Annotated in this window: 28 protein-coding genes; 18 read left to right on the top strand and 10 right to left on the bottom strand. The window is 67.7% G+C overall.

Features of this window, described 5'->3' with window-relative positions:
- The first annotated feature begins 31 nt into the window (after positions 1-31).
- The 8 genes from lysS (at position 32) to GPX89_RS19505 (ending at position 9246) form a co-directional block, all read left to right on the top strand.
- Positions 32-1498, top strand: coding sequence for a lysine--tRNA ligase (gene lysS / locus GPX89_RS19540; protein ID WP_157389222.1), 1467 nt, complete (start codon positions 32-34; stop codon positions 1496-1498).
- Between the two features lie 116 nt (positions 1499-1614).
- Complete coding sequence (locus GPX89_RS19535) at positions 1615-1977, top strand: histone-like nucleoid-structuring protein Lsr2 (protein ID WP_157388971.1); 363 nt, start codon at positions 1615-1617, stop codon at positions 1975-1977.
- 238 nt (positions 1978-2215) lie between these two features.
- A complete protein-coding gene (locus GPX89_RS19530; protein WP_036545715.1) occupies positions 2216-2839 on the top strand; it encodes an FHA domain-containing protein in 624 nt (207 codons plus the stop codon).
- Between the two features lie 118 nt (positions 2840-2957).
- Positions 2958-3644: an anthrone oxygenase family protein gene (locus tag GPX89_RS19525; RefSeq protein WP_157388970.1), complete on the top strand. Its 687-nt coding sequence runs from the start codon at positions 2958-2960 to the stop codon at positions 3642-3644.
- Between the two features lie 196 nt (positions 3645-3840).
- Positions 3841-4785, top strand: a complete 945-nt coding sequence (locus GPX89_RS19520; protein WP_157388969.1) for an esterase/lipase family protein — start codon at positions 3841-3843, stop codon at positions 4783-4785.
- A gap of 273 nt (positions 4786-5058) precedes the next feature.
- A complete protein-coding gene (locus GPX89_RS19515; RefSeq protein ID WP_157388968.1) occupies positions 5059-7611 on the top strand; it encodes an ATP-dependent Clp protease ATP-binding subunit in 2553 nt (850 codons plus the stop codon).
- Between the two features lie 132 nt (positions 7612-7743).
- Positions 7744-8535: a phytanoyl-CoA dioxygenase family protein gene (locus GPX89_RS19510; RefSeq protein WP_157388967.1), complete on the top strand. Its 792-nt coding sequence runs from the start codon at positions 7744-7746 to the stop codon at positions 8533-8535.
- A gap of 60 nt (positions 8536-8595) precedes the next feature.
- Positions 8596-9246 (top strand): vWA domain-containing protein, encoded by a 651-nt coding sequence (locus GPX89_RS19505; RefSeq protein ID WP_157388966.1) that lies wholly within the window; start codon positions 8596-8598, stop codon positions 9244-9246.
- Here the strand turns inward: GPX89_RS19505 and GPX89_RS19500 are convergent, their stop codons facing one another.
- Both GPX89_RS19500 and GPX89_RS19495 read right to left on the bottom strand, forming a co-directional pair.
- Positions 9247-9909, bottom strand: a complete 663-nt coding sequence (locus tag GPX89_RS19500) for a response regulator transcription factor (protein ID WP_157388965.1) — start codon at positions 9907-9909, stop codon at positions 9247-9249.
- 27 nt (positions 9910-9936) lie between these two features.
- Entirely contained in the window at positions 9937-11163 is a 1227-nt protein-coding gene (locus GPX89_RS19495; protein WP_157388964.1) for a sensor histidine kinase, read from the bottom strand.
- A gap of 125 nt (positions 11164-11288) precedes the next feature.
- Here GPX89_RS19495 and GPX89_RS19490 point away from each other — a divergent pair, with 125 nt between their 5' ends.
- Both GPX89_RS19490 and GPX89_RS19485 read left to right on the top strand, forming a co-directional pair.
- Complete coding sequence (locus GPX89_RS19490) at positions 11289-12185, top strand: ABC transporter ATP-binding protein (protein ID WP_157388963.1); 897 nt, start codon at positions 11289-11291, stop codon at positions 12183-12185.
- Positions 12182-13030 (top strand): ABC transporter permease subunit, encoded by an 849-nt coding sequence (locus GPX89_RS19485; protein ID WP_157388962.1) that lies wholly within the window; start codon positions 12182-12184, stop codon positions 13028-13030. The genes GPX89_RS19490 and GPX89_RS19485 overlap by 4 nt, the downstream gene beginning before the upstream one ends.
- Position 13031: 1 nt before the next feature.
- Here the strand turns inward: GPX89_RS19485 and GPX89_RS19480 are convergent, their stop codons facing one another.
- A complete protein-coding gene (locus tag GPX89_RS19480) occupies positions 13032-13640 on the bottom strand; it encodes a TetR/AcrR family transcriptional regulator (RefSeq protein WP_198347497.1) in 609 nt (202 codons plus the stop codon).
- Between the two features lie 105 nt (positions 13641-13745).
- Between GPX89_RS19480 and GPX89_RS19475 the strand changes: the two genes are divergently transcribed.
- The 5 genes from GPX89_RS19475 to GPX89_RS19455 all read left to right on the top strand — a co-directional run bounded on the left by GPX89_RS19475 (position 13746) and on the right by GPX89_RS19455 (position 17064).
- Positions 13746-14393, top strand: a complete 648-nt coding sequence (locus GPX89_RS19475; RefSeq protein WP_157388961.1) for an FMN-dependent NADH-azoreductase — start codon at positions 13746-13748, stop codon at positions 14391-14393.
- Between the two features lies 1 nt (position 14394).
- Positions 14395-14715, top strand: coding sequence for a DMT family transporter (locus tag GPX89_RS19470; RefSeq protein ID WP_157388960.1), 321 nt, complete (start codon positions 14395-14397; stop codon positions 14713-14715).
- 30 nt (positions 14716-14745) lie between these two features.
- Positions 14746-15186, top strand: a complete 441-nt coding sequence (locus GPX89_RS19465; protein WP_157388959.1) for an SRPBCC family protein — start codon at positions 14746-14748, stop codon at positions 15184-15186.
- 46 nt (positions 15187-15232) lie between these two features.
- A complete protein-coding gene (locus GPX89_RS19460) occupies positions 15233-15676 on the top strand; it encodes an OsmC family peroxiredoxin (protein WP_157388958.1) in 444 nt (147 codons plus the stop codon).
- Positions 15677-15831: 155 nt separating this feature from the next.
- Positions 15832-17064 carry a DUF418 domain-containing protein gene (locus GPX89_RS19455; RefSeq protein WP_157388957.1) on the top strand — a complete coding sequence of 411 codons (1233 nt, stop codon included), beginning with the start codon at positions 15832-15834 and terminating at the stop codon, positions 17062-17064.
- A gap of 17 nt (positions 17065-17081) precedes the next feature.
- Here GPX89_RS19455 and GPX89_RS19450 read toward each other — a convergent pair whose 3' ends face one another.
- Positions 17082-17393, bottom strand: coding sequence for an antibiotic biosynthesis monooxygenase family protein (locus tag GPX89_RS19450; RefSeq protein WP_157388956.1), 312 nt, complete (start codon positions 17391-17393; stop codon positions 17082-17084).
- 38 nt (positions 17394-17431) lie between these two features.
- Here GPX89_RS19450 and GPX89_RS19445 point away from each other — a divergent pair, with 38 nt between their 5' ends.
- The 3 genes from GPX89_RS19445 (at position 17432) to GPX89_RS19435 (ending at position 20294) form a co-directional block, all read left to right on the top strand.
- Positions 17432-18175, top strand: a complete 744-nt coding sequence (locus tag GPX89_RS19445; protein ID WP_157388955.1) for an alpha/beta fold hydrolase — start codon at positions 17432-17434, stop codon at positions 18173-18175.
- A 77-nt stretch (positions 18176-18252) separates the two neighbouring features.
- A complete protein-coding gene (locus GPX89_RS19440) occupies positions 18253-19425 on the top strand; it encodes an acyl-CoA dehydrogenase family protein (protein ID WP_157389220.1) in 1173 nt (390 codons plus the stop codon).
- Between the two features lie 56 nt (positions 19426-19481).
- Complete coding sequence (locus tag GPX89_RS19435) at positions 19482-20294, top strand: enoyl-CoA hydratase/isomerase family protein (RefSeq protein ID WP_157388954.1); 813 nt, start codon at positions 19482-19484, stop codon at positions 20292-20294.
- A 4-nt stretch (positions 20295-20298) separates the two neighbouring features.
- Here the strand turns inward: GPX89_RS19435 and GPX89_RS19430 are convergent, their stop codons facing one another.
- The 6 genes from GPX89_RS19430 to carD all read right to left on the bottom strand — a co-directional run bounded on the left by GPX89_RS19430 (position 20299) and on the right by carD (position 25165).
- Entirely contained in the window at positions 20299-20583 is a 285-nt protein-coding gene (locus GPX89_RS19430; protein WP_235947514.1) for a DUF4190 domain-containing protein, read from the bottom strand.
- 154 nt (positions 20584-20737) lie between these two features.
- Positions 20738-21721 (bottom strand): 23S rRNA (guanosine(2251)-2'-O)-methyltransferase RlmB, encoded by a 984-nt coding sequence (gene rlmB / locus GPX89_RS19425; protein WP_157388953.1) that lies wholly within the window; start codon positions 21719-21721, stop codon positions 20738-20740.
- 256 nt (positions 21722-21977) lie between these two features.
- Positions 21978-23378, bottom strand: a complete 1401-nt coding sequence (cysS, locus tag GPX89_RS19420) for a cysteine--tRNA ligase (RefSeq protein ID WP_328602027.1) — start codon at positions 23376-23378, stop codon at positions 21978-21980.
- 67 nt (positions 23379-23445) lie between these two features.
- Positions 23446-23913, bottom strand: coding sequence for a 2-C-methyl-D-erythritol 2,4-cyclodiphosphate synthase (gene ispF / locus GPX89_RS19415; protein ID WP_157389218.1), 468 nt, complete (start codon positions 23911-23913; stop codon positions 23446-23448).
- A 14-nt stretch (positions 23914-23927) separates the two neighbouring features.
- On the bottom strand, positions 23928-24674 hold the full coding sequence (ispD, locus tag GPX89_RS19410; protein ID WP_407939416.1) for a 2-C-methyl-D-erythritol 4-phosphate cytidylyltransferase: 747 nt from the start codon (positions 24672-24674) through the stop codon (positions 23928-23930).
- A gap of 2 nt (positions 24675-24676) precedes the next feature.
- Positions 24677-25165: an RNA polymerase-binding transcription factor CarD gene (gene carD / locus GPX89_RS19405; protein WP_033085579.1), complete on the bottom strand. Its 489-nt coding sequence runs from the start codon at positions 25163-25165 to the stop codon at positions 24677-24679.
- Positions 25166-25593 lie beyond the last annotated feature (428 nt).

Here is a 25593-nt window from a genome sequence, read left to right as displayed (position 1 = left end):
GGCTGTCGTGGAGCACGATGTCCCCGAGCAGATGCGGATTCGCCGGGAGAAGCGCGAGCGGTTGCTGGCCGAGGGCCGTGAGGCTTACCCGGTGGTGGTGAACCGTACCCACACCCTCGCTGAAATTCGCGAGGCTTACCCGGATCTGGCCCCCGATACCCAGACCGGTCAGCTGGTCGGGATCGCGGCCCGCGTCATTTTCGTCCGCAATACCGGAAAGCTGTGTTTCGCCACCCTGCAGGACGGTGACGGCACCAAGCTGCAGGCGATGATCAGCCTCAACGGTGTCGGCGCGGAGTCGCTGGCGGCCTGGAAGGCCGATGTGGACCTCGGTGACTTCGTCTATGTGCACGGCGAGGTGATCGCCTCGCGCTCGGGCGAATTGAGCGTCATGGCCGATTCATGGGAGATGGCCGCGAAGTCGCTGCGCCCGCTGCCGGTCGCGCACAAGGAGATGAACGAGGAGTCCCGTGTCCGTCAGCGCTATGTGGACCTGATCGTGCGGCCCGAGGCCCGCGAGATGGCCCGCACCCGCGTCGCCGCCGTGCGCGCGCTGCGAAACGCCTTGGAGCGCAGGGGATTCCTCGAGGTCGAGACCCCGATGCTGCAGACCATCCACGGCGGCGCGGCGGCCCGCCCCTTCGCCACCCACTCCAACGCGCTCGATATGGAACTGTTCCTGCGCATCGCGCCGGAGCTGTTCCTGAAGCGTTGCGTGGTGGGCGGCATCGAGAAGGTCTTCGAGATCAACCGGAACTTCCGTAACGAGGGCGCGGACTCCACCCATTCGCCCGAGTTCGCAATGTTGGAAACCTACGAGGCGTACGGCACCTACGATGATTCCGCGACCATGATGCGGGAATTGATCCAGGAAGTCGCACAGGAGGTCTACGGAACGCAGGTGGTGACGCTTGCGGACGGCACCGAATACGACCTGTCCGGCGAGTGGGCGACTGTCGAGATGTACCCGTCGCTGTCCGAGCAGATCGGTGTCGAGGTCACGCCGGAAACGACGGTCGAGGAATTGCTGGCACTCGCCGATCGGGTCGGTCTGGAAATTCCCGAGGGCAAGGGCTATGGCCACGGCAAACTGGTCGAGGAACTCTGGGAGCACGTCTACGGCGACAAGCTCTACGCGCCGACTTTCGTGCGGGACTTCCCGGTTGAGACATCGCCGCTGACGCGCCAGCATCGGAGCAAGCCCGGGGTTACCGAGAAGTGGGACCTGTACGTGCGCGGCTTCGAACTCGCCACCGGCTATTCCGAACTCGTGGATCCGGTCATCCAGCGTGAACGGTTCATGGATCAAGCGCGTTTGGCCGCGGCCGGCGATGACGAGGCCATGCGTCTGGACGAGGACTTCCTCGCCGCGATGGAGCACGGTATGCCCCCCACAACCGGAACCGGTATGGGTATCGATCGTTTGCTGATGGCCCTGACTGGCCTGGGAATCCGGGAAACGATACTCTTTCCAATTGTGCGTCCGGCAGCCCGTTAGTTCTCCGGATTGCATTTCCGGGGCTAGTTCTGGGACTATCGGAATTAGCGGTATTCTGGCGTCGGGTAATCGGCCTGACTATGCGGGTCGCACGATTTCGAGAGGACGTTCATCTCATGGCAAAGAAGGTCACCGTTAGCTTGATCGACGATGTCGACGGTGAGTCCATCGCGGAGGAGACCATCGAGTTCGCTATCGATGGCGTCTCCTACGAGATCGACTTGTCCACCGACAACGCGGCCAAGCTTCGGGAAGGTCTGGAGACCTGGGTTTCCGCCGCTCGGCGCGTGAGCGGGCGGCGTCGTACCAAGGTGGCCGGTGCTCCGGCCGCGGGTCCGAAGAACCGGGTGTCGATCGATCGCGAACAAAGCGCGGCCATTCGTGAATGGGCGCGCCGGAATGGCCACAAGGTGTCCGCTCGGGGTCGTATCTCGGCTGACATCACCGAGGCTTACAACAAGGCCGCATCTAAGAACTAGTTGTCCGACTAGTCGCCGATTCGACTGCCGTCCGGGTGTTCGTGCGAACCCGGGCGGCAGTGGTTTATTCATACGCTTTGCGTATAACACCAAGATCAAGTCATGGAACTTTCCGTCGCGTCCTCGGAAAACCAGTAGCCTGGGCCCCGCGTGATCTTGCTCGTGCCGGGGTCGCCAGGCACCATTGAGACGTGCGGACGATGTCACTGGCTGGATGTAGAGAAGAGGTATCGGCGCAGTGACCGCATTCCACGGTTCCTTCCTTCGAGTCAAGGATCAAGAGGGACGCCAGCACGAGCTGATGCTGTCCCCTGACCAGCCCCGCATCACCATCGGGCGCTCACCGCAGGCCGACCTGTCGCTGTTCTGGGACGTGGAGGTCTCGCGCCTGCACGCCACCGCCGAATATCTGGGCGCGCACTGGACGATCGTGGACGACGGCCTTTCTCGCAACGGCACTTTCGTCAATGGGGATCGCCTGGTCGGCCGGCATCGGCTGCAGCCCGGGGACGTCATCCGGATGGGCACCTCGCGCGTCACCTTCCACGATTTCAGCGGCGCCGCAGGCGATGTCACCCAGACCTCCACCGGCGGTCTGCCAACCCTGCGCTCCCTCACCGAAACTCAGCGGTCGGTCCTCATCGCCCTGTGCCGCCCTCTGCGTGGCAACGACGGTTTCGCCTCACCCGCCTCGAATCAGCAGATCGCGGCGGAACTCTTCCTCAGCGTCGACGCCATCAAGACCCATTTGCGCGCCCTGTTCGCCAAGTTCGGGGTCGAGGACCTGCCCCAGAACCAGAAGCGGGTCCGCCTGGCCAATCTGGCCATGCAGTCGGGCGTCATCTCCGAACGCGACCTCTGAGACTTCGCCGCATGCGTGCGAGCTTCTGAGCCATGGGTTTCCGCGCCCGCCGGCGATTGACTGGATGTAGTCGATCACCCGGGAGAACGCGGGTGGCGGATCCAGTCAGGAGAGAACGATGTTCGCATTTCGCACCGCCGCCCTGGTCGCGGCGACGCTGACCACCGGGCTGATCGCCGGCGTGTTCTACGCCTACGCGACCTCGGTCATGGGGGCTTTGCATCGGTCCGACGACCGCACCTTCGTCGATGTCATGCAGAAGATCAACGTGGTCATCATCAACCCGTGGTTCATGCTCGGGTTCATGGGCACGGTCGGCTTCACCGTGCTCGCCGCGGCGCTGCATCTGGGCAAGAGCAACCGGACCACACTGATCTGGATCGGTGTCGCGTTGCTGCTCAATGTGATCGCCTTCTTCGTCACCTCGGGCCTGAACGTCCCGCTCAACAACCAGCTCTCCAATGCCGGTGACGTGGGGCAGATCGGTGATCTGGCGGCGGTGCGCGCCCAGTTCGAAAGCTCGTGGGTGACTTGGAACATCGTGCGCGCGGTCGTCCACACCCTGGCCTTCCTGGTGCTGATCGGCGCCCTGTTCGTGGCGGGCATGCAGCATGCGAAGGCGAGCGCCCTGGCCGGGTCCGCTCCGGCTCGCCCCGGGGTCTCGTCCGCGCAGCCCGGATTCTCGCAGGTTCCGGGCGCCTACCCGGCCCCGGTCTACGCCCCGACCAAGCCTTTCGCGGCCGCCCCGGCGCAACAGTTCGCGCCCACCCCGCAGCAGCCGGGATCCGCTTCCGGACAGCAGTGATCGGAGTTCCGTTCCGGCGGTGGCCGGGACCCGTCGTGCGGCATCGCAAGCCGCCTGCGGGTCTCGGCCACCGCCGTTTTCCTGTGCTGGAACAAGTTGCAGAACTTACCGGCCAGTAAGCCATCCTCCGTGCTTGTTTTCCGATTAGGTTTCGGGAACGCGTTCTAATTTGGGAGGGAACATGCAGGGGATGCCCATGCGTCGAACGCCAGGATCGCTGCTGATCATCGCGGTGCTGGCGGTCTTGGGGATAGCCATGAGCGGGACCGCCCGGGCGGAATACCCGGTCACTTTCAACTTCTTCGCGGGCATCCCGTACGAGCTCACCAATCCCGGGGGCTCGCTGCCCGGGGCCAACGACTGGGCCTGCAAGGTGACGGCCGCGCATCCCGACCCTGTGGTGCTCATCCACGGCACGGCGGGTGGCGCGCAGACCAATTGGGGCGCGTACGCCCCGCTGCTGGCCAACCAGGGCTACTGCGTCTACGCGCTGACCTACGGCAGCCTGGACGTGCCCTGGCCGCTCTCGGCCATGGGCGGCATGAAGCCGATCCCCGAAAGCGCCGCCCAGCTGGCCGCTTTCGTGGACCGCGTGCTGACCGCGACCGGCGCGGCCAAGGTGGACTTCGTGGCCCACTCGCAGGGCAACACGGTCGGCGACTACTACATCAAGCGCCTCGGCGGGCACGGCAAGGTGGACAAGTTCGTGGCCATCGCCCCGCCCTGGCTGGGCATCTTCGGTGACCAGATGAACGTGATGCGCGAGTTCGGGCACCGGCTCGGCGTGGACGCCGACACCGTCGACAGCATTCCGACCATGAGCGCCATCTGCCAGGCGTGCCCCGAGATGCTCGGGAACTCGTCCTTCATCAACGCCTTGAACGCCGACGGCGTCTACGACCCCACGGTCACCTACACCAATCTGGCCTCCAACTTCGACGAGGGCGTCTTCCCGTCCGTCGCCCTGGTGCCCGGGCCCAATGTCACCAATGTGCTGATGCAGGACGGCTGCGCCACCGACTTCTCCGACCACCTGGCCATCGCCGGCAGCCACCGCGCGGCCATGGTCGCCCTCAACGCCTTGGATCCCGAGCACCGGAATCCGGTGCCCTGCGAGTTCGTTCCGCCCTTCACCGGGTAGCCGATCCGCCCAGATTTCGGGATTGACCGGTGTGTTCGCTGTGGGCGTAGCCCAAACGGAAACGGACCGCGCAACTGCCCCGTTATGACTGAATGAGTCGTACTGAGGCCCGTTCGCAATAGGGTGGACGGACGACGTGCGTGACCCCCGGCAACTAGAGTGGAGTCGGGGGATGCAACCCCAGGGCTTCATGGCAGGCTGGCGACCAGAAGGGCAGCACAGGGTCTGAAGCGCCGGATGCCGTAGATGGCGGAGCAGGAGAGTGAGGGAGCGATGTTCGAGAGGTTCACCGACCGCGCGCGGCGGGTCGTTGTCCTGGCCCAAGAAGAGGCCCGGATGCTCAACCACAACTACATCGGCACCGAGCACATCCTGCTGGGCCTGATCCACGAGGGCGAGGGTGTCGCGGCGAAGTCGCTGGAATCCCTGGGCATCTCGCTGGAGGGTGTGCGGTCGCAGGTCGAGGAGATCATCGGTCAGGGCCAGCAGGCCCCGTCCGGTCACATTCCCTTCACCCCGCGCGCCAAGAAGGTGCTGGAGCTGTCGCTGCGTGAGGCGCTGCAGCTCGGCCACAACTACATCGGCACCGAGCACATCCTGCTCGGCCTGATCCGCGAGGGTGAGGGCGTCGCGGCGCAGGTGCTGGTCAAGCTGGGCGCGGATCTCAACCGCGTGCGTCAGCAGGTCATCCAGCTGCTGTCGGGTTACCAGGGCAAGGAGCCGGTCGAGGGTTCCGGTTCGCGCGGCGAGCAGGGCACCCCGTCCACCTCGCTGGTGCTGGACCAGTTCGGCCGCAACCTGACCCAGGCCGCCCTCGAGGGCAAGCTCGACCCGGTCATCGGCCGCTCGAAGGAAATCGAGCGCGTCATGCAGGTGCTGAGCCGCCGCACCAAGAACAACCCGGTCCTGATCGGTGAGCCCGGCGTCGGTAAGACCGCCGTCGTGGAGGGTCTCGCCCAGGCCATCGTCAACGGCGAGGTGCCGGAGACGCTCAAGGACAAGCAGCTCTACACCCTCGACCTGGGGTCCCTGGTCGCGGGCAGCCGCTACCGCGGTGATTTCGAGGAGCGCCTGAAGAAGGTGCTCAAGGAGATCAACACCCGCGGCGACATCATCCTGTTCATCGACGAGCTGCACACCCTGGTGGGTGCGGGCGCGGCCGAGGGCGCGATCGACGCGGCCTCGATCCTCAAGCCCAAGCTGGCTCGCGGTGAGCTGCAGACCATCGGCGCGACCACCCTCGACGAGTACCGCAAGTACATCGAGAAGGACGCCGCCCTCGAGCGCCGGTTCCAGCCGGTGCAGGTGGGCGAGCCGACGGTCGAGCACACCATCAATATTTTGAAGGGTCTGCGCGATCGGTACGAGGCGCACCACCGCGTCTCCATCACCGACGGTGCTCTCGTTGCGGCTGCCACCCTGGCCGACCGCTACATCAACGACCGCTTCCTGCCGGACAAGGCGATCGACCTCATCGACGAGGCGGGCGCGCGCATGCGCATCCGCCGGATGACCGCGCCGCCGGACCTGCGCGAATTCGACGACAAGATCGCCGAGGCGCGCCGGGAGAAGGAGTCCGCGATCGACGCGCAGGACTTCGAGAAGGCCGCGCGCCTGCGCGACAAGGAGAAGCAGCTCGTCGCCAAGCGGGCCGAGCGCGAAAAGCAGTGGCGCTCCGGTGATCTGGACGTCGTGGCCGAGGTCGACGACGAGCAGATCGCGGAAGTGCTGGCCAACTGGACCGGTATCCCGGTGTTCAAGCTCACCGAGGAGGAGACCACCCGTCTGCTCCGCATGGAGGACGAGCTGCACAAGCGGATCATCGGCCAGGAGGACGCGGTCAAGGCCGTGTCCAAGGCCATCCGCCGTACTCGCGCCGGTCTGAAGGATCCGAAGCGTCCCTCGGGCTCGTTCATCTTCGCCGGTCCGTCCGGTGTCGGTAAGACCGAGCTGTCGAAGGCGCTGGCGAACTTCCTGTTCGGCGAGGACGACGCGCTCATCCAGATCGACATGGGCGAGTTCCACGACCGCTTCACCGCCTCGCGTCTGTTCGGTGCCCCTCCGGGCTACGTGGGCTACGAAGAGGGCGGCCAGCTCACCGAAAAGGTGCGGCGCAAGCCGTTCTCGGTGGTGCTGTTCGACGAGATCGAGAAGGCGCACCAGGAGATCTACAACACCCTGTTGCAGGTGCTCGAGGACGGCCGCCTGACCGATGGTCAGGGTCGCACGGTCGACTTCAAGAACACCGTCCTGATCTTCACCTCGAACCTCGGTACCTCCGACATCTCGAAGGCGGTCGGCCTCGGCTTCGCCCAGAGCAATGTCGAGGGCTCGAACTACGAGCGGATGAAGCTCAAGGTCAACGACGAGCTGAAGAAGCACTTCCGGCCCGAGTTCCTCAACCGTATCGACGACGTGATCGTGTTCCACCAGCTCACTCAGGACCAGATCATCCAGATGGTCGACCTGATGATCGGCCGCGTCGCCAACCAGCTGAAGAACAAGGACATGGAGATCGAGCTGTCGGAGCAGGCCAAGAGCCTGCTGGCCAAGCGCGGATTCGACCCCGTGCTCGGCGCCCGCCCGCTGCGTCGCACCATTCAGCGCGAGATCGAGGACCAGCTGTCGGAGAAGATCCTCTTCGGCGAACTGGGCCCCGGCCAGGTCGTGGTGGTCGATGTCGAGGGTTGGAACGGCGAAGGCCAGGGCGAGAGCGCGAAGTTCACCTTCTCGCCCAAGGCCAAGCTGACCAAGAAGACCGACGCCGCCGAGGACAAGCCGGTCGCCGCCCTCGCGGGTGACGCCCCGGCCGCCTCCGGCGAGTAAGGCTCAGCGAGACAACGGAAGCCCCGCTTCTCCTTCGGGAGGAGCGGGGCTTCCGCGTTGTCCGGGAAGGAAATTCGGTGGCGGTCCGATCGGGTTATCGCCGATGCTCGGAGGACCGAGCGGAAGGATCACATGCTTACCGATGATCAGATCACCGGGTTCATCACCGATGGATTCGTGAAGGTGGACCGGGCCTTTTCGGCCGAGACCGCCGCCGCGGGGCGCGAAATTCTCTGGCGTGGAACGGGATGCGACCCCGATGATCCGTCGACCTGGACCAAGCCGGTCATCCGGCTGTGGGATTACTCCGACGAGCCCTTCGAGCGGGCCGTGACCGCGCCCGCGCTGCGGGAAGCCTTCGACCAGTTGGTGGGTCCCGGCCGCTGGCTGCCCCGGAAGAGCCTGGGCAGCTGGCCGATTCGCTTCCCGAGCCCGGAACCGCCCGGCGACGACGGCTGGCACGTCGACGTGAGCTTCCAGGGCGACGCCGCGCTCGACGACTTCCTGAGCTGGCGGCTCAACGTCTTCTCCAAGGGCCGCGCGCTGCTCATGCTGTTCCTGTTCTCGGATGTCGGACCCGACGACGCCCCGACTCGCATCCGGGTCGGCTCGCATCAGCGGCTGGCTCCGGTCCTGGAGCCCTTCGGCGAGGCGGGCACCACCATGTTCGATCTGCACGAGTTCTACACCGACAGCGCCGATCTCCCCGAGGCCATCGCCACGGGCCGGGCCGGCGATGTGTACCTGTGCCATCCGTTCCTGATCCACGCCGCCCAGCCACATCGTGGCCGGACTCCGAAGTTCATGGCGCAGCCGCCGCTGCTGCTTCGTGAGCCGTGCGTCCTGGAGCGTCCCGACGGCGCGTATTCGCCGGTGGAACAGGCGATTCGGCAGGGCCTGGGATACAAGCGAAACCTACGGTGAGCCGTAAGGACCCGAGCGTACGGTGGACGGCGTCCGACATCGTCCAGCTCGGGGGAGCCGATGACCAATCCTGATCTCACACTCATAGCCGTCCTGCTGGACCGCTCCGGTTCCATGCAGTCGATCAAGTCCGATACCGAGGGCGGGTTCGCCGCCTTCATGGAGCAGCAGCGCGAGGTGCCCAACCGGATCGAGGTGACGCTCGCGCAGTTCGATACCGAATACGAACTGGTGTACGCGAATCGGCCGCTGGCGCAGGTACCGCCGTTGAACCTGCAGCCGCGCGGCATGACGGCGCTCTATGACGCGGTGGGCCGCGTGATCACCGATGTGGGGACGGAACTGTCCGGCCGGCCGGAGCAGGACCGGCCGGGTACCGTCATCATCGTGGTCCTCACCGACGGTCACGAGAACTCCAGCCGCGAGTGGAGCCACGCCGCGGTGAAGGCCCTCATCACGCAGCAGCAGGACGAATGGAAGTGGAACTTCCTGTTCCTGGGCGCGAATATGGACGCCGTCGAGATCGGCGCCCAGATGGGCTTCTCACCCAAGCAGTCCATCACCTACGCCGCCGCGCCGCAGGGTGTTTCGGGCGTCTTCCGTGCCGCGTCGGCCTACTCGGCCCGCCTGCAGGCCCCGCCCGCGCCGGGCGGCATGCCCGATGCCGGATTCACCGATGAGGAACGCGAGCAGTCGAATCCCGGTCGTTGATCACTGCCAGCCCGGGCGCACCAGGCCGGACTCGTAGGCCATGACGACCAGTTGAGTGCGGTCCCGGGCGTTGAGCTTGACCAGGATTCGGCTGACATGGGTGCGGGCGGTGGCGGGGCTCATGTAGAGCCGCTCGGCGATCTCGGCATTGGTGAGGCCCTCGGCGACGAGGGTCATGACCTCGCGTTCCCGGTCGGTGAGTTCGGAGAATTCGGCGGTGGGAGCGGGTTTGGCGTGCGAGGCGAATTCCTCGACCAGGCGTCTGGTGACGCTGGGGGACAGCAGCGCGTCGCCGCCGGCCACCACGCGCACGGCCTTGACGAGATCGGCCGGCTCGGTGTGTTTGACCAGGAAGCCGGTGGCTCCGGCGCGCATGGCCTCGAAGACGTATTCGTCGAGTTCGAAGGTGGTCAGGACGACCACCTTGACCGCGGCCAGGGCCGGATCGGCGGCGATGACGCGGGTGGCGGCCAGGCCGTCCAGCACCGGCATGCGAATGTCCATGAGGACGACATCGGGAATCAGCTCGCGGGTCAGTTCGACGGCGCGCTCGCCGTTCTCGGCCTCGCCCACCACCTCGACGTCGTCCTGCGCGCCGAGCAGTGCGACGAAGCCGGCCCGCACCAGCGCCTGATCATCGGCGATCACGACCCGGACGGCCATGCGCACCTCCTCGCTCGAATTGTTCGCTCACGCAGCCGGTTCGGGTCGTGACAGATGGGTGGGCAGCCGGGCCCGGACCCGGAAACCGCCGTCCGCCTTGGGTTCCGCGGAGAGATTCCCGCCCAGTGCGTGAGCGCGTTCGGTCATGCCCGTGATGCCGTGCCCGCCGGTCGGGGACTGCGGCGCGGGCTGACGGGTGGGGCGGGTGTTGTCGATGGTCAGTTGCAGCCGTTCGGCCGCATAGTGCACGGTGACCAGCACACTCGCGCCCGGCGCGTGCCGCACCACATTGGTGAGCGACTCCTGCACAATGCGCGCCGCGGCCACATCCACCACCGCCGGCAGCCGCCGCGGCCCGCCGGTCACCATGGTGTGCACCACCAGTCCGGCCGCCCGGGCGGGGCCGGTGAGCTTGTCCAGATCGGTGATCCCGATGGTGGGGGTGGTGGGCGCGGCCACGGTGGCGGTGCCGCCGCGAATGGAGCGCAGCAGCGCGTTCACCTCGCCGAGCGCGTCCTTGCTGGCGGTCTTGATGGCGGCCAGCGCGGTGGCGGCCTGTTCGGGTTTGCGGTCCAACAGTTCCAGCGCGACCGAGGACTGCACATTGATGAGCGAGAGGCTGTGCGCGAGCACATCGTGCAACTCGCGCGCGATGGCCAGCCGCTCCTCGGTGACCCGCTGCTCGCGTTCGGCCAATTCCAGTGCGCGCTCGGCCTGTTCGCGTTCCCGCTGGGCCTGTTCACTGCGCCGGGCGGACTCGGCCCGCTGCCTGCGCGCGGTCATGGCGGCGTTGCGCTGGCGGATACCCTCGGCGCCGGCGGCGAGCACGAAAAGCCAGGCCAGTAAACCGAATTCCTGCCAGCTGTCGGTGTGGTAGCCGCACCAGCCGGGCACCGGCCACACCATGAGCAGATAACCGACGGCGACGAACGGATATGTGTACCAACGGGATCCGGTGAGCGCGGCGCAGATGAAGGCGATGACCAGCGAAACGAAGATCGGCCCGTACCCGTAACCGGCCAGCAGGTACGCGACGGCGGTGGCGAGCGTTCCGTAGAACACCTGCAGCGGGTAGCGGCGGCGCAGGATCAGCAGCGCCGGACCGGCGATGAGCAGCGCATACCCGAACACGTCGAGTTCGCGGGCCACGTTCTGGTGGTGGTTGGCGAGGGTGCCGAAACCGAGCTGTATCGCCCCCACCGCCAGCGCCGGGAGCACATCGCGCCGCCCTAGCCTTCCCCCGCGAAAGTCCATAGCTGCACCGTAGCGCCGTACGCGGGCCGTGGCATGGTGTCGCGCTGAAATACGTCGAGATACGTACGGCGGATCGCGCGCCGGGACGGATTATTTCCCGTCGTCACAGGCGGATCGTCTTACTCATGAACGAAGCGATCGTAGTCACCGACAGGTTGACCAAATGCTACGGCTCCCACACCGCCGTGGACGCCGTGAGCATGACCGTCCGCCGCGGCGAGATCTACGGTTTCCTGGGCCCGAACGGCGCGGGCAAGACGACGACGCTGCGCATGCTGGTCGGACTCATCCGCCCGTCGTCGGGCACCGCCACGGTGCTCGGCAGCCAACTGGGCGATCCGGATACCTTGCGGCGCATGGGCGTTCTCATCGAGGGCCCCGGCTTCTATCCGTATCTCTCCGGCCGGGACAACCTGCGCGTCCTGGCCCGCTATCGGGGAGTCGGCGACGACGCGGTCGCCGAAGCCCTGGACCGCGTCGCCCTGAGCGCCCGCGGCAAGGATAAGTTCCGCACCTATTCGCTCGGCATGAAGCAGCGCCTCGGCGTCGCCGCCGCCCTGCTCGGCCGCCCCGACCTGTTGATTCTCGATGAGCCCACCAATGGCCTGGATCCCGCCGGGATGGCCGAGATGCGGGAGCTCATCACCGGACTCGCCGCCGACGGGCACACTGTCGTGCTGTCCAGTCACCTGCTCAGTGAGGTGCAGGAGATCTGTGATCGCGTCGGCGTGATCTCCGGCGGACGCCTGCTCGTCGAGTCGACGGTGCGGGAATTACGCGGCACGGCATCGCTTTTCGTGCGCGCCGAGCCGCTGAGCGTCGCCTTCCCGGCGGTGCGCGCCGTGGTGGGGGAGCGCTCGGCCCTGGTGACCGCCAATGGAATTCGCGTCGACGCCGGCGCGGCCAAGGCCCCGGTGGTGGCGCGCGCCGTCATCGAGGCGGGCGCGGAGCTGCTCGAGCTGCGCACCGACGAGAAGTCCTTGGAAGAAGTCTTTTTCGAGATGACGGAGACCCCGAAATGACCGACCTGCTCGCCGCCACCAGGGCCGACCTGCTGCGACTGCGCCGCTGGCCCGCCTTCTGGATCGTGCTCGGCACCTGGATCCTGCTGAACCTGACCTTCGCCTACCTGTTCAACTACCTGGCCTACAGCACGGGCAGCAGCACCCGCATGTCCAACGGCCTGCCCCGCGACGTGCTCCTGCAGCAGATGCTGCCCGCGGCGGTCCCGGAGGTGTTCACGCAGGGCATGGCCATGTTCGGGGGTGCGCTCATGCTGGTGCTCGGCGCGCTCGCGGTGGGCAGCGGATACGGCTGGGGCAGCTGGAAAACCGCACTCACCCAAGGGCCTTCGCGGGTGAACGTGATCGGCGCGGTCGTGGTGAGCCTGGCGCTGACGGTGGTCGCGCTGGTGCTGGTCGCCTTCGTGGTCGACACCGGGGTGGCGGCGCTCATCGCGGGGACCCATGGGCAGTCCCTGGCCCTGCCGTCGGTGGGCCGGATAGCGCTCGGAATCGGTTCGGGCTCAGCCATTCTGGGCATGTGGACGTTGGCGGGCGCGGTCATCGGGGCGATCGCCCGGGGTCCCGCGCTGGCGGTCGGCCTGGGACTGGTCTGGGTGCTGGTGGTGGAGAACCTGCTGCGCGGGGTGGCCGCGATCTTCTCGCCGATCCGGGCGATCACCGATCATCTGCCCGGCACGGCGGCGGGCTCGCTGGCGGGTTCGCTGCGCACGGTGACCGGTCCGGCCACGCCCGGGGTGCTCGACGTGCTCTCCCGCGGGGAGTCGCTGCTGGTCCTCGCGGCCTACCTGGCCCTGTTCGCGACGGGCACCGTCTGGCTGATCCGCCGCCGCGACATGGTCTGAATCAGCCTGCGGCGGTGGCGATGACGCCCGCCGCGAGCCGTGCGAGCGCGGACTCGATCTCTTCGGAGGTCAGTCCGCGTTCGCGCTGGTGCCGGTAGACCTCCGCGGCGAGCGGCGCGAGCAGCGCGTCGACCAGGGCGTCCGGTTGCGGCACCCCGGCTTCCACCAGCAGCGAGCGCACATGGACCACCCAGAATTGGTAGGCCCCGGTGCGGAATCGCGCGCCCCCGGTCTCCGCGCCGAGCACCAAATGGGCATGGGTGTCCAGCAATTCGATCATCGCGGCGTAGAACGCGGCCAGCCGTTCGGCGGGCGGCGCGCCCGGCCCGAGCGGCGGCTCCCCGCGCAGCAGCTGTTCCTGCAGCGCCCGCTCGTGCTCGTCGAGCAGGGCGACCGCGATCGAGACCACGTCCGGATACCGCCGATAGAGGGTTCCCCGGCCCACTCCCGCCGCCTTGGCGATGTCGTCCATGGTGATCGTGCGCGGATCGCGGGTCTCGAACAGTTCCGCCGCGGCCGTCAGCACCTTGGCTCGATTGCGGGCGGCGTCGGCGCGTTCGGCGGGCGCGGCCGGGGAATCGTTGAGCATCGGCAGGCCGGGGGTGTTCATGCAGCTCACTGTAGCCTCCGGGGAATAAGTGGACAATCTGTCCGGTTGTGGTCTAGCGTCAGTCACGTAGGCGGACAGAACGTCCGCTTGATCGGAGAGCTACTCATGACCGCACTGCTGCACCTCGACGCCAGCGCCCGCCGCAACTCGGTCAGCCGGCTGCTCGGCATCGCCTTCGCCGACACCTGGAAGGCTGAGCATCCCGAAGGCCGCTACATCCACCGCGATCTGGCCGCCGACCCGATCCCGTTCATCGACGAGGGCTGGACCGAACTGTGCGATCGCGTACTCGCCCACGGCAGCACCAACCTGGACCGCCTGCCCGAACTGGTGAATTCGCCCGCGCAACAGCGAGCCTGGGAGATCGTCGAGCCGCTGCTGGCCGAGGTTCTGGCCGCCGACGTCATCCTCATCGGCACTCCGATGTACAACTACTCGATTCCGGCGGCGCTCAAGGCGTGGCTGGATCAGATCACCTTCCCGCGAATGTCGCTGGCCCCCAGGCGGTTCGTGGTCGTGACGGCGCGTGGCGGCGCGTACTCGCCGGGTGCGCCCAAGGCGATGTACGACTATCAGGAGCGCTATCTGCGCGACTTCTTCGCGGGCCACTTCGCCGTCGACGACACGGTTTTCGCCAATGCCGAACTGGCCAATGCGCGCCACGATCCGGCCCTGCTGCACCTGCGCGACAAGCACGACGTCTCGTTCGCCGCCGCCCTCGACACCGCCCGCAGACTCGCCAAGGAGTCCTGACATGAACTGGCTCGTCCTGGCTTCGGCCGGCGTGGTGGAGATCGCGTGGTCGCAATCCATCAAGCCGACACAGAATTTCACCAAGCCGCTGCCGACGCTGATCTGCTTCGTGCTCGCGGCGGTCGCGGTCTACCTGCTCTCCTGCGCCATGCAATCGCTGCCGGTCGGGACCGCCTACGCCGTCTTCACCGGCATCGGCGCGGTGGGGGCGATCGCGCTGGGGATCCTGGTTCAGAAGGATCCGCTGAGCGCGGGCCGGTTGCTGGCGCTGTCCATGATCATCGGCGGCATCGTGCTCGCTCGGGTCACCAATCCCGAGTGAGCGCGGGTCCGGGCGGTATCGTCGCGCCCCATGGACGTTGCGCCCCTCCGGCCACCCGACCTCGCCGCGCGACCGTTCTTCACGGTCGCCGAGCGCATCATGGCCGCCTCGCCCGCCGAGCTCTACCACCAGTGCACCGGCGGGTTCGGACTCTGGTTCGCCGACCCGGGCTCGGTGCTCATGCGCGCCGCGGTGAACGAGCCGTTCTTCTTCACCGCGGGCGGCGGGCATCCGCACTACGGCAGATTCCTGCGCCTGGAACCCGATCGGCTGGTCGAACTGACCTGGGTCACCAGCGGCACCGAGGGCGCGGAAACCGTGGTCACCCTGGAGCTTTCGGCACACGGCGCGGGCACCGCCCTGCTGCTCACCCACGCCGGGTTCCCCAATGCCGCCACTCGCGACCGCCACGAGAAATCTTGGCCGCGAGTACTCGAGCACTGGGATCAGCGCACCGCGGCGGCGGTCTGAAGCGTAGGTTCGACGCCGTACCCCGGAAGACATCGAAAGGATTGGTATGCCTACACGTACCGCACGCACTGCCTGGTCCGGCGGACTGCAGGACGGGTCCGGTCAGGTGGAGCTGGTCAGCTCCGGCGTCGGTAAATACGACGTCTCCTTCCCGAAGCGCGCCGCCGACAATGCGGACGGCACCACCAGCCCGGAGGAGCTCATCGCCGCCGCGCACTCCTCCTGCTACTCGATGGCGCTGTCGGGTCAGATCGGCAATGCCGGTGGCACCGTCCAGAGCCTGGACACCACCGCCGACGTGACGCTGGGCCCGGATCCGGCGGGCGGCTTCCGCATCTCCAAGATCAAGATCACCGTGATCGGCCGGGCGTCGGGCATCGACGAGGCGGGCTTCCTGGCCGCCGCCGAGGCCGCCAAGGCGGGCTGCCCGGTCTCCAAGGCGCTCAGCGGCGTCGACACCATCGAACTGGACGCCACCTTCGAGGCTTAGCTCATCGGTTCCCGGCTGCCACTTTGGTTAGCCGGGAACTAACCAATTCGTCTATTTCTTGGCCTGAATCGAGCATTGAGCTCGAAATTCGCAACCGAGCCGAATTAGCCTCGCATGTCATGGGCTCATCGTTATCGGTTGGCGCGCCACGGGAAATGGATGCGGCAGATTCGCTGCCGCGCGTCCTCGCGCTCGACGCGGCCCGCGGGATCGCGGTGCTCGGCATGTTCGCGGTTCATGTCGGGCCGCAGCGCGGCATGCCGGGCGCGTCCTGGTTGACGATCTTCGAGGGCCGGTCGGCGGCGCTGTTCGCGGTGCTCGCGGGCGTCTCGCTGGCGCTCATGTCCGGCGGTGCGCAACCCGCCACCGGAATCGCGGCGCGGCGCAGCCTGATTCGCATCGCGATCCGGGCCGTGCTGGTCGCGCTGGTGGGTCTGCTACTGGCGCAACTGCATTCCGGCATCGGAATCATGATCATCCTGACCTACTACGGCCTGTTCTTCCTGCTCGCCCTGCCCGCACTGCGACTGGGCGCCCGAGCGTTGGCGGTGCTCGCCGCGGTGTGGGCGGCGGCCGGGCCGATCGCGTCGTTCGTGATCCGAACTCACCTGCACCAGAACACCTTCGGCGGCAATCCCACCTTCGAGATGTTCACGTCGTGGTCGGGTCTGCGGCAGGCGGGCCAGATCCTGGTGCTCACCGGCGCGTATCCGGCGCTCACCTGGATGCCGTTCCTCTTCGCCGGAATGGCGCTGGGCCGCTGGGGGATTCGCGTCCTGCGGCCGCTGCCGGTGCTCGGCGTCGGTGCCCTGCTGGCGTTGCTCGGCTACGGGGGTTCGTGGCTGGCGCAGCATCCGCTGGGCGGGCGCGAGCAGCTGGTCGACCTGCTCACGCGGGGCATGGCCGAGGCGGGAGTCACGGACTTCGATCCGGGCATGATCATCGACATGACCGGGTTCGGCACGGTCGCCACGACCAGCCCCTGGTGGCTCACCGTCGCCACGCCGCACAGCGGCACCCCGTTCGAGGTGTTCGGCGCGACCGGCGTGGCCTTCCTGGTCATCGGAGCCCTGATGGCGCTGGTGCCGCGGGCCGGAATCGGGTTGCGGCCCTTGATCGCCGCGGGCTCCTGCGCACTGAGCCTCTACATCGCGCAGGTGGTCGCGGTCAGCGTGCTGGTGCCGATCCCGGACGGGAACACGCACGAACTGCCCGGCGGCGTCCACGGCCCGGGCTGGCCGCTACTGCTTCTGCTGGCCGGGGGCTCACTGCTGGCGGCCACGCTGTGGCGGGCGGTATTCCGCCGCGGTCCCGCCGAATGGGTGCTGCACCGGACCGGTGCCGGCCTCACGAACCTGCTGGTGCGCGCGGCTCCCGCCGGTTCGTGAGCGCCCCTGGCCGCCGCTCAGGCGTTCTTGCCCGCCACGTCCATGACGACCTCGAACTCCAGCAGCGACGCGCCGGTGGAGACGGGCTTGCGGGCCTCACCCGCGTGCGCCTCGCGCGCCGGGCCGTCGCGCCAAGCCGCGAAGGACTCCTCGGAATCCCACTGCGTGACAACGAAGTACCGGTTCTCGCCGGCGGTCGGACGCAGCAGCTGGAAGCCCAGGAAGCCGGGCGAATTCTCCACGGCGTGCGCGCGGTGGGCGAACCGCTTCTCCAATTCGGGGCCCGCGCCCTCGGGGACCTCGATTGCGTTGATCTTGACGACTGCCATGGTGGCGACCCTACTCCCCCTGAACATAGGGTCAGTGGATGCTTTATGACGAGGGCGGCACCGGTGTGCCGATCCTGCTGCTGCACGGATTGATGGGCAGCGCCCGCACCTGGCGCGCGCAATTGCCTTGGCTGCGCGAATTCGGGCACCTCTACACGTTCGACGCCGCGGGCCACGGGCGTCCCGCGCCCGAGCACCTCACCACCGAGGCGTTCGTCGCGGATCTGGCCGCGGCGACCGCCGGTATCACCGAACCGATGGTGGTGATCGGTCATTCGATGGGCGGGCTGCACGGGTGGATGTTCACCGCCGCGCATCCGGATCGAGTGCGGGCACTGGTGGTCGAGGACATGGCACCGGACTTCCAGGGCCGCACCGCCGAGAACTGGGCGGCCGTGATTTCGGCGTGGCCGCAGCCGTTTCCGGACGAGGCGGCGGTGCTCGAATTCTTCGGTCCGGTCGCCGGACGCTACTTCCTCGACTCGTTCCTGCACGGCCCCGACGGTTACCGGCTGCACGGTGAGGTGCCGACCTTCCGGGACATCTCCGAGGAGTGGGGCACCCGGGATTTCTGGGCCCAGTGGAAATCCATCACCGTGCCGACGCTGCTGATCGAGGGCGAGCACACCATCACCCCGCCCGGGCAGATGCGGGAGATGGCCGAGGTCCATCCGGACGCCGGGCACGTCGTCATCGCCGATGCGGGCCACCTGGTCCACGACGATCAACCGGCCGCCTACCGGGCCGAAGTCGAGGATTTCCTGCGCCGCGTCATCGTTTGAGGGCGGGTGCCTTCAGTCGGCCGGGGCAACCGTCGTATGCTCGGCTCGACCCAGACTCCTGACGGATGGTGACCCAGATGATCGACTTCTCGATTCCCGCCGACCTTGCTGCCGAACGCGATCGGGTTCGCCGGTTCGTCATCGACAAGATCGTGCCGTTCGAGCGGGATCCCCGCCTGACCGCGCACGGCCCCAATGACGAGCTGCGCCAGGAAATGGTCGAGCTGGCCCGCGCCGAGAAGCTGCTCACCATCCAGGCGCCCGTGGAACTGGGCGGGCGCGGCCTGACCCATGTCGAGCAGGCCGTGCTCTACGAGGCGTCGGGCTGGTCCACCCTCGGCCCGGTCGCCATGAACTGCGCGGCCCCCGACGAGGGCAATATGTTCCTGCTCTCCAAGATCGCCAATCCGGAACAGACGCAACGCTTCCTGCAGCCCGTCATCGACGGCCACCAGCGCAGCGTCTTCGCCATGACCGAGCCGGGCGGCGCGGGCTCCGACCCCAACCAGCTGTCCACCGAGGCCGTCTTCGACGGCGAGAACTTCACCATCAACGGCCGCAAATGGCTGATCACCGGCGCCGACGGGGCCAAGACCTGGATCATCATGGCGCGCCTGGCCGCCAACCCCCACCTGCCCGAGGGCCCGACCCTGTTCCTCTGCGAGGGCGACACCGAGGGCATCGTCATCGACCGGATCATGAACACCATGGACCGCAACTATGTCGGCGGCCACGCGGTGGTGAACTTCGAAAACCTGGTGCTGCCCAAGGATTCCGTGCTCGGCGAGACCGGCCAGGCGCTGCGCTACGCCCAGCTGCGGCTGGCCCCCGCCCGCCTCACCCACTGCATGCGCTGGCTGGGCGCGGCCGAGCGGGCCCAGTCCATCGCCGTCGACTACGCCAAGACCCGCACCGCCTTCGGCAAGCCCATCGGCGAGCACCAGGGCGTGTCGTTCATGTTGGCGGACAACGAGATCGCGCTGCACCAGTGCCGGCTGACCATCTGGCACGCCTGCTGGCTGATGGATCAGGGCCACAAGGCGCGCCACGAATCCTCCATCGCCAAGTCGTACGTCTCCGAGGAGCTGTTCAAGGTCACCGACCGCTGCGTGCAGGTGCTCGGCGGGATCGGCATCAGCGACGAGACGGTAGTGGAGATGATCTTCCGCGACATGCGCGCCTTCCGCCTCTACGACGGACCCACCGAGGTCCACAAGTACGCCATCGGCCGGCAGATCCTGCGGGGCTGAGCCGATAACCCGAGCTCCCGGGCGTGCCGCCGCCGTCTTGACTAGGATTCCGATCCATGAGTTCGGAACTGCACGTGGACGTCTCCGGTGGCGTCGCGGTGCTCACGCTCAATCGGCCCGCACAGCAGAACGCACTGACTCCGGCCATGGCGTCGGAACTCGGTGCGTCACTGCGCCGCTGCGACAACGATGACGCCATCGGGGCGGTCGTCATCACCGGCACTCCGCCCGCCTTCTGCGCGGGCGCGGACCTGTCGCTGAAGGTCGGCGAGGTCAACGGCCTCATCGACCCGCCCCCGTTCCGGATCCGAAAACCGGTCATCGCCGCGGTGAACGGGCACGCGGTGGGCATCGGCCTGGAGATCGCGCTGCAGTGCGATCTGCGCTATGTCGCCCGCGACGCGGTCTACGCCCTCAACCAGGTCCGCCGCGGCGCGCTCGCCGACGGCTACGCGCACTGGACCCTGCCGCGCCTGATCGGCAGCGCCCGCGCCGCCGACCTGCTGCTCACCGGTCGCACCTTCGACGGCGACGAGGCCCGCTCGCTCGGCTTGGCCAATGCCTGCCTGCACGCCGCCGAGGTCCTCCCCACCGCCCTCGAGGTGGCCCACGACATCGCCCACGGCTCGGCCCCGCTGCCCGTCGCCCTGTCCAAGCGCCTGCTCTGGGAAGCCCCCACCATGACCCCGGAAACGGTGGGCCGCTTGGAGACCGAGCTCAACGACTACGTGGCCAAGAGCGCCGACGGCGGCGAGGGCGTGGCCGCCCTCAAGGATCGCCGCCCACCCAAGTGGAGCGGCAGCGTCAGCGACGAATGGCCCGCCTGGGACGCCGTGAACGGCGGCGAGCAACGGCCCGGCCTGGACTGACCGTTCAGGAGTGTCCGTGACCGCTGATCGCGATCAGCAGGAACAGGATGCCGAACACGACCATCAGGCAGGTGCCGATGATCCCGAGGACGTAGCCGACGACCACCTGGACGCGGCCGCCGAATCGGCCCTCGCCCGCCTCGATGTCATTGAGCGCGCGTCGCCCCATGGCCCAGGCGATGGGTCCCAGCGCGCCACAGCAGAACAGGCTGAGCGCGCCCAGCAATAGGACGGCTGTCGCGTGCTCGTGCTCGACGGGGGACCCGAGGGGCGGCTGATCGAAGACCACTGCCCGAGTTTACGGGCGTGAGCGCCTTGTCGGCAGGCTGACGCGCGGTCTTCGCTTGCGCCACTTGGTCATCGAGACCGAGCTGTGCAAGCGACCAAGTGGGCGACCGTCCGATTCGGATCCGGCGGTGTCGTTCAGATCCGGCGGGGTCGTTTCAGATCCGGCGCTGCCGCGCCACCTCGGCCAGCACCACGCCCGCCGCCACCGACGCGTTCAGCGACTCGACCGGTCCCGCCATCGGAATGCTGAGGATCGAGTCGCAGGTCTCGCGCACCAGCCGCGACAGGCCCTTGCCCTCGGAACCCACCACGATGACCGTCGGTGCGCTGCCGTCGAATTCGTCCAGAGTGGTGTTGCCGCCCGCGTCGAGGCCGACGATCTGATAGCCCTTGTTGGCCCAATCCTTCAGCGTGCGAGTCAGATTCGTGGCGCGCGCGACCGGAAGCCGCGCCGCCGCACCGGCACTCGTACGCCACGCCACCGCGGTGACGCTGGCGCTGCGACGCTGCGGGATGACCACGCCCTGCCCGCCGAAGGCCGCCACCGAACGGATGACCGCGCCCAGATTGCGGGGGTCGGTGATGTTGTCCAGCGCCACGATCAGCGCCGGCTCGCCCGAGTTGTGCACCCGGTCGACCAGGTCGTCGGGGTGCGCGTACTTGTACGGCGGCACCTGCAGCGCCATGCCCTGATGCATGGCGTTGTGGCTCATCTTGTCCAGATCGGTGCGCGGCACCTCCAGGATCGAGATCCCGATCTCGGCGGCCGTCTTCACCGCCTCGGAGAGCCGGTCGTCGTTCTCGGTGCCGTTGGCGACGTACAGCGCGGTGGCGGGCACGCCCGCCCGCAGGCACTCCACCACCGGGTTGCGGCCGAGCACCAGCTCCGGGCCCTCGTTGTCCTTGCGGCCCGCGATGGGACGCGAGGCATTGCGCGAGCGGGTGGTGGCCGCGGTCGCCTCGGCCTTGGCCTTGGCCTTCGCGCGCTTGGCGGCGACGTGATAGACCCGGTCCTCGGCCTTGGGCGTCGCGCCCTTGCCCTCGAGCCCGCGCCGGCGCTGCCCGCCGGAGCCGACGACCTGACCCTTCTTGCTGCCGCTCTTGCGTGTCGCCCCGCGTCGCTGGGAATTGCCTGCCATTACTTCGCCTTCCGTATCTCGCGGGTAACCCGCATCGAGCCGGCCGCGGGACGAACCCGCTCACGGTCGATCATGCGGGAAACCTGCCTCCGGTCGGCGCAGCAAGGGGCTGCGCCCATGTCAAAACTTCGCGCTGCGCGTGAGCAGCGCCCCCGGACGGCCGCGGACATGCGGCATTGCCGGAGGGACGCTAAGAATTGTGCCTCACGCTGGGCCGCGACCCCGAATTCGGTGCGCTCCGCCACACGCGGAACCGCTACTTCTTCTCCTTGGACAGCGACCACTCCGCGCCCTGCGGCGTGTCGGTGACCTCGACGCCCGCGGCCGCGAGCCGGTCGCGGACCGCGTCGGCGGTGGCCCAGTCCTTGTCGGCACGGGCCTGCTGCCGCCGCTGCAGCTCCGCGCCGATGAGCACATCGAGCGCGCCGATGGCGGCGGAGTTGTCGGCGGGCGCGGCCCAGCGTTCGTCGAGCGGATCCACGCCGAGAATGCCGAGCATGGCCCGGACCTGCCCGGCCAGCATGCGCGCACCCGAGATGTCACCGGCGTCGAGCGCCTTGTTGCCCACGGTCACCACGCCGTGAATCTCGGCCAGCGCCTGCGGAACTCCCAGGTCGTCGTCGAGCGCGTCGGCGAAGCCCGGGGTCCAGGTGCCGACCGGCACCTCGCCCGCCCGCTCCGCCACCCGCAGCACGAACGCCTCCAGCCGCTGATATCCGGCCGCGGCCTCGGTCAGCGCCTGGTCGGAGTACTCGATCATGGACCGGTAGCTCACGCTGCCCAGGTAGTAGCGCAGTTCGACCGCGCGCACCCCGACCCGCTCGAGCACATTCGGAATGGACAGCACATTGCCCAGCGACTTGGACATCTTCTCGCCGCCCATGGTCACCCAGCCGTTGTGCAGCCAGTAGCGGGCGAACCCGTCCCCGGCCGCGCGCGACTGCGCGATCTCGTTCTCGTGGTGCGGGAAGACCAGATCCATTCCGCCGCAGTGAATGTCGAATTCCGGTCCGAGATAGAACTCGGCCATGGCGGAGCATTCCAGATGCCAGCCCGGCCGGCCCGGACCCCACGGCGAGGGCCAGCTCGGCTCACCGGGCTTGGCGGCCTTCCACAGCGTGAAGTCGCGCGGATCCTTCTTGCCCAGGCCCGCGCTCTCGCCCTGGTGCACGTCGTCGAGCTTGTGCCCGGACAGCTGCCCGTAGGCCGGGTAGCTCAGCACGTCGAAGTAGACATTGCCCTCGGAGGCGTAGGCGTGGCCGCGCTCGATGAGGCGCTCCATCATCCGCACCATCTGGGTGATGTGCCCGGTGGCGCGCGGCTCGCCCGAGGGCGGCAGCACACCGAGGGTCTCGTAGGCGCGGTCGAAGGCACGCTCGTGGGTGGCGGCCCACTCCCACCACGGGCGGCCGTGTTCGGCGGCCTTGTTCAGAATCTTGTCGTCGATATCGGTGACATTGCGAATGAAGGCGACATCGAATCCATTGGCGGCCAGCCACCGACGCAGCACGTCGAAAGCGACGCCGCTGCGCACGTGTCCGATGTGGGGCTCGCCCTGAACGGTCGCGCCGCACAGGTACACCGAGGCTTTGCCGGGGACCAGGGGCGTGAATTCACGCAAGGTCCGCGTCTCGGTGTCGAAAAGGCGCAGAGTCACGACGGGGATCCTAGCTGTTGGGAATTGGCGGTTTACGGGCGCGTCAGGCGCGGCAAGGCAGCAGCGCTCAAGCCCGACAACACAGCAGGGCCGTGGCGACCGCCGCAATACCTTCGCCGCGGCCCGTGAGGCCCAAACCGTCGGTGGTCGTGCCGGACACCGACACCGGCGCACCCAGAATCTCGCCCAGCACCTGTTGCGCCTCGGCCCGCCGCGGACCGATTTTCGGGCGGTTTCCGATTACTTGTACAGCCGCATTGACAATGTCGAATCCGGCCTCGTCCAGAAGCCGCCGGACTTCCTTCAACATGGCCGCGCCGGACACGCCCTGCCATTCGGGACGGCCGGTGCCGAACACCGCGCCCACATCGCCCAATCCGGCCGCGGACAGCAGCGCGTCGCACAGCGCGTGGGCCGCGACATCGCCGTCGGAGTGGCCCTCGCAGCCGCTGTCGCCCTCGAAGAGCAGGCCCGCCATCCAGCAGGGCCGGCCGGGTTCGATGGGGTGCACATCGCTGCCGATTCCGGTGCGCAGCGCCCTGGGATCGATCACGGGGCGATCACCGCCTCGCGTGTCGTGTCCAGCCCACCTGCGGTGTCGGCGGTATCACGATGAGCGGCCAGGGTATTGGCCAGGACCAGGTCCAGCGGCGTGGTGATCTTGAAGGCCAGGGCGTCGCCGAGCACCGTATGAACGGTCGCGCCGAGCATTTCCACCAACCCCGCATCGTCTGTCGCCTGTGTACCCACAGCGTAGGCGGCGCGTAGCAGTTCGGCATCGAAGCCCTGCGGAGTCTGGATCGCACGCAGTCCGGACCGATCCGGCGTCCCCGTCACCGCGCCCGTCGCGTCGACGGACTTGATGGTGTCGGTCACCGGCAGCGCGGGCACGACCGCCCGCGCTCCCGCGCGCAGCTCGCCGACCACGCGCGTGACGAGCGCCGGGGGAGTGAGGGCCCGGGCCGCGTCGTGTACCAGCACGAGGGTGGCGTCGGGCGCCGCGGCGAGTCCGGCCCGCACCGAATCGGTGCGCTCGGCCCCGCCGGGCACCACGTGCACGGGCACCGTGGAGTCGGGCAGCAGCGCGCGGGTCTCGGCGACGAGTTCGGCGGGCACCATAACCACAACTTCGTCGACCGAGCCGGAGTCGATCAGACCCCGGACCGCGCGAGTGAGCATGGGACTGCCGCCGACGTGGACGAAGGCCTTCGGCTTGTTCTCACCGAGACGCACGCCCATGCCGGCGGCAGGAACCAGAGCGACGACACGGATGTCGCCGCCGGGTGTTGTTTTCACGGTCAGGAGGCCGCTGCGAGAACCTCGTCGAGCAGGGTCTCGGCCTTGATGTCGTCGGTACCTTCCGCGAGCGCGAGCTCACCGACGAGAATCTGGCGGGCCTTGGCCAGCATCCGCTTCTCACCGGCGGACAGGCCGCGATCCTGCTCACGACGCCACAGGTCGCGAACGACCTCGGCCACCTTGTTCACATCGCCGGAGGCGAGCTTCTCGAGGTTGGCCTTGTAACGGCGGGACCAGTTGGTCGGCTCTTCGGTGTGCGGAGCCCGCAACACCTGGAAGACCTTGTCCAGGCCCTCCTGCCCAACGACATCGCGGACGCCGACATACTCGGCATTCTCCGCGGGAACCCGAACGGTCAGGTCGCCTTGCGCGACCTTCAGGACCAGATACTCCTTTTGTACACCCTTGATGGTGCGGGTTTCGATAGCTTCGATCAGCGCCGCTCCGTGGTGGGGGTAAACGACGGTGTCTCCGACCTTAAAAATCATGTGTCCCGTGCCCCTTTCGATGTTCACAGTTTAACATGCGACTCGGTAACGGCGCGATCAACGGCGCAGGTCAGGGCCACAACGAGGCGGCGGCGGGGGTTGACAGAACGCCAATCGTGTGCATCCCGTTGTGGCATAAGGGGATAGCGCATCGGGCAGTTCACGTGCATATGCGAGTGCGTAGTTCGCATACGCGACCGAACACCCTCACATAAACGGCAATGCATCTCTCGAGAAGTCGTCCGAGAATCTCTGTCAGGCCCCCTGGCACATCCCGTTCGATCGCCGTGTCGCATCTCTCGCACGCGCACGACGCTTCTCGATCGCCTCTCGGGTAACTCCCGCCACGCGCGCGACACCGCCCGCGTGTAGCGCGGGGGAAGGCACGCATTACTCTCTTTGACTACTACTCTCCATAGTGGAGTTAG

The organism is Nocardia terrae (genome assembly GCF_009760405.1).
Classification (GTDB): domain Bacteria; phylum Actinomycetota; class Actinomycetes; order Mycobacteriales; family Mycobacteriaceae; genus Nocardia; species Nocardia terrae.
The sequence above is the reverse complement of the archived record's forward strand: the minus strand, read 5'-3'. Positions and strand labels throughout refer to the sequence as shown.

Bases quoted from the DNA above. Each gene is read 5' to 3' on its own strand.
- GPX89_RS19495 (WP_157388964.1), bottom strand. From the start codon at position 11,163: ATGGACTTTCGCGGGGGAAGGCTAGGGCGGCGCGATGTGCTCCCGGCG.
- GPX89_RS19465 (WP_157388959.1), top strand. From the start codon at position 14,746: ATGGACGTTGCGCCCCTCCGGCCACCCGACCTCGCCGCGCGACCGTTC.
- GPX89_RS19435 (WP_157388954.1), top strand. From the start codon at position 19,482: ATGAGTTCGGAACTGCACGTGGACGTCTCCGGTGGCGTCGCGGTGCTC.
- GPX89_RS19505 (WP_157388966.1), top strand. From the start codon at position 8,596: ATGACCAATCCTGATCTCACACTCATAGCCGTCCTGCTGGACCGCTCC.
- GPX89_RS19445 (WP_157388955.1), top strand. From the start codon at position 17,432: ATGCTTTATGACGAGGGCGGCACCGGTGTGCCGATCCTGCTGCTGCAC.
- GPX89_RS19520 (WP_157388969.1), top strand. From the start codon at position 3,841: ATGCGTCGAACGCCAGGATCGCTGCTGATCATCGCGGTGCTGGCGGTC.
- GPX89_RS19490 (WP_157388963.1), top strand. From the start codon at position 11,289: ATGAACGAAGCGATCGTAGTCACCGACAGGTTGACCAAATGCTACGGC.
- GPX89_RS19450 (WP_157388956.1), bottom strand. From the start codon at position 17,393: ATGGCAGTCGTCAAGATCAACGCAATCGAGGTCCCCGAGGGCGCGGGC.
- GPX89_RS19500 (WP_157388965.1), bottom strand. From the start codon at position 9,909: ATGGCCGTCCGGGTCGTGATCGCCGATGATCAGGCGCTGGTGCGGGCC.
- carD (WP_033085579.1), bottom strand. From the start codon at position 25,165: ATGATTTTTAAGGTCGGAGACACCGTCGTTTACCCCCACCACGGAGCG.
- GPX89_RS19485 (WP_157388962.1), top strand. From the start codon at position 12,182: ATGACCGACCTGCTCGCCGCCACCAGGGCCGACCTGCTGCGACTGCGC.
- lysS (WP_157389222.1), top strand. From the start codon at position 32: ATGCGGATTCGCCGGGAGAAGCGCGAGCGGTTGCTGGCCGAGGGCCGT.
- GPX89_RS19480 (WP_198347497.1), bottom strand. From the start codon at position 13,640: ATGAACACCCCCGGCCTGCCGATGCTCAACGATTCCCCGGCCGCGCCC.
- GPX89_RS19510 (WP_157388967.1), top strand. From the start codon at position 7,744: ATGCTTACCGATGATCAGATCACCGGGTTCATCACCGATGGATTCGTG.
- GPX89_RS19455 (WP_157388957.1), top strand. From the start codon at position 15,832: ATGGATGCGGCAGATTCGCTGCCGCGCGTCCTCGCGCTCGACGCGGCC.
- GPX89_RS19525 (WP_157388970.1), top strand. From the start codon at position 2,958: ATGTTCGCATTTCGCACCGCCGCCCTGGTCGCGGCGACGCTGACCACC.
- GPX89_RS19475 (WP_157388961.1), top strand. From the start codon at position 13,746: ATGACCGCACTGCTGCACCTCGACGCCAGCGCCCGCCGCAACTCGGTC.
- GPX89_RS19470 (WP_157388960.1), top strand. From the start codon at position 14,395: ATGAACTGGCTCGTCCTGGCTTCGGCCGGCGTGGTGGAGATCGCGTGG.
- GPX89_RS19460 (WP_157388958.1), top strand. From the start codon at position 15,233: ATGCCTACACGTACCGCACGCACTGCCTGGTCCGGCGGACTGCAGGAC.
- GPX89_RS19440 (WP_157389220.1), top strand. From the start codon at position 18,253: ATGATCGACTTCTCGATTCCCGCCGACCTTGCTGCCGAACGCGATCGG.
- rlmB (WP_157388953.1), bottom strand. From the start codon at position 21,721: ATGGCAGGCAATTCCCAGCGACGCGGGGCGACACGCAAGAGCGGCAGC.
- GPX89_RS19535 (WP_157388971.1), top strand. From the start codon at position 1,615: ATGGCAAAGAAGGTCACCGTTAGCTTGATCGACGATGTCGACGGTGAG.
- GPX89_RS19515 (WP_157388968.1), top strand. From the start codon at position 5,059: ATGTTCGAGAGGTTCACCGACCGCGCGCGGCGGGTCGTTGTCCTGGCC.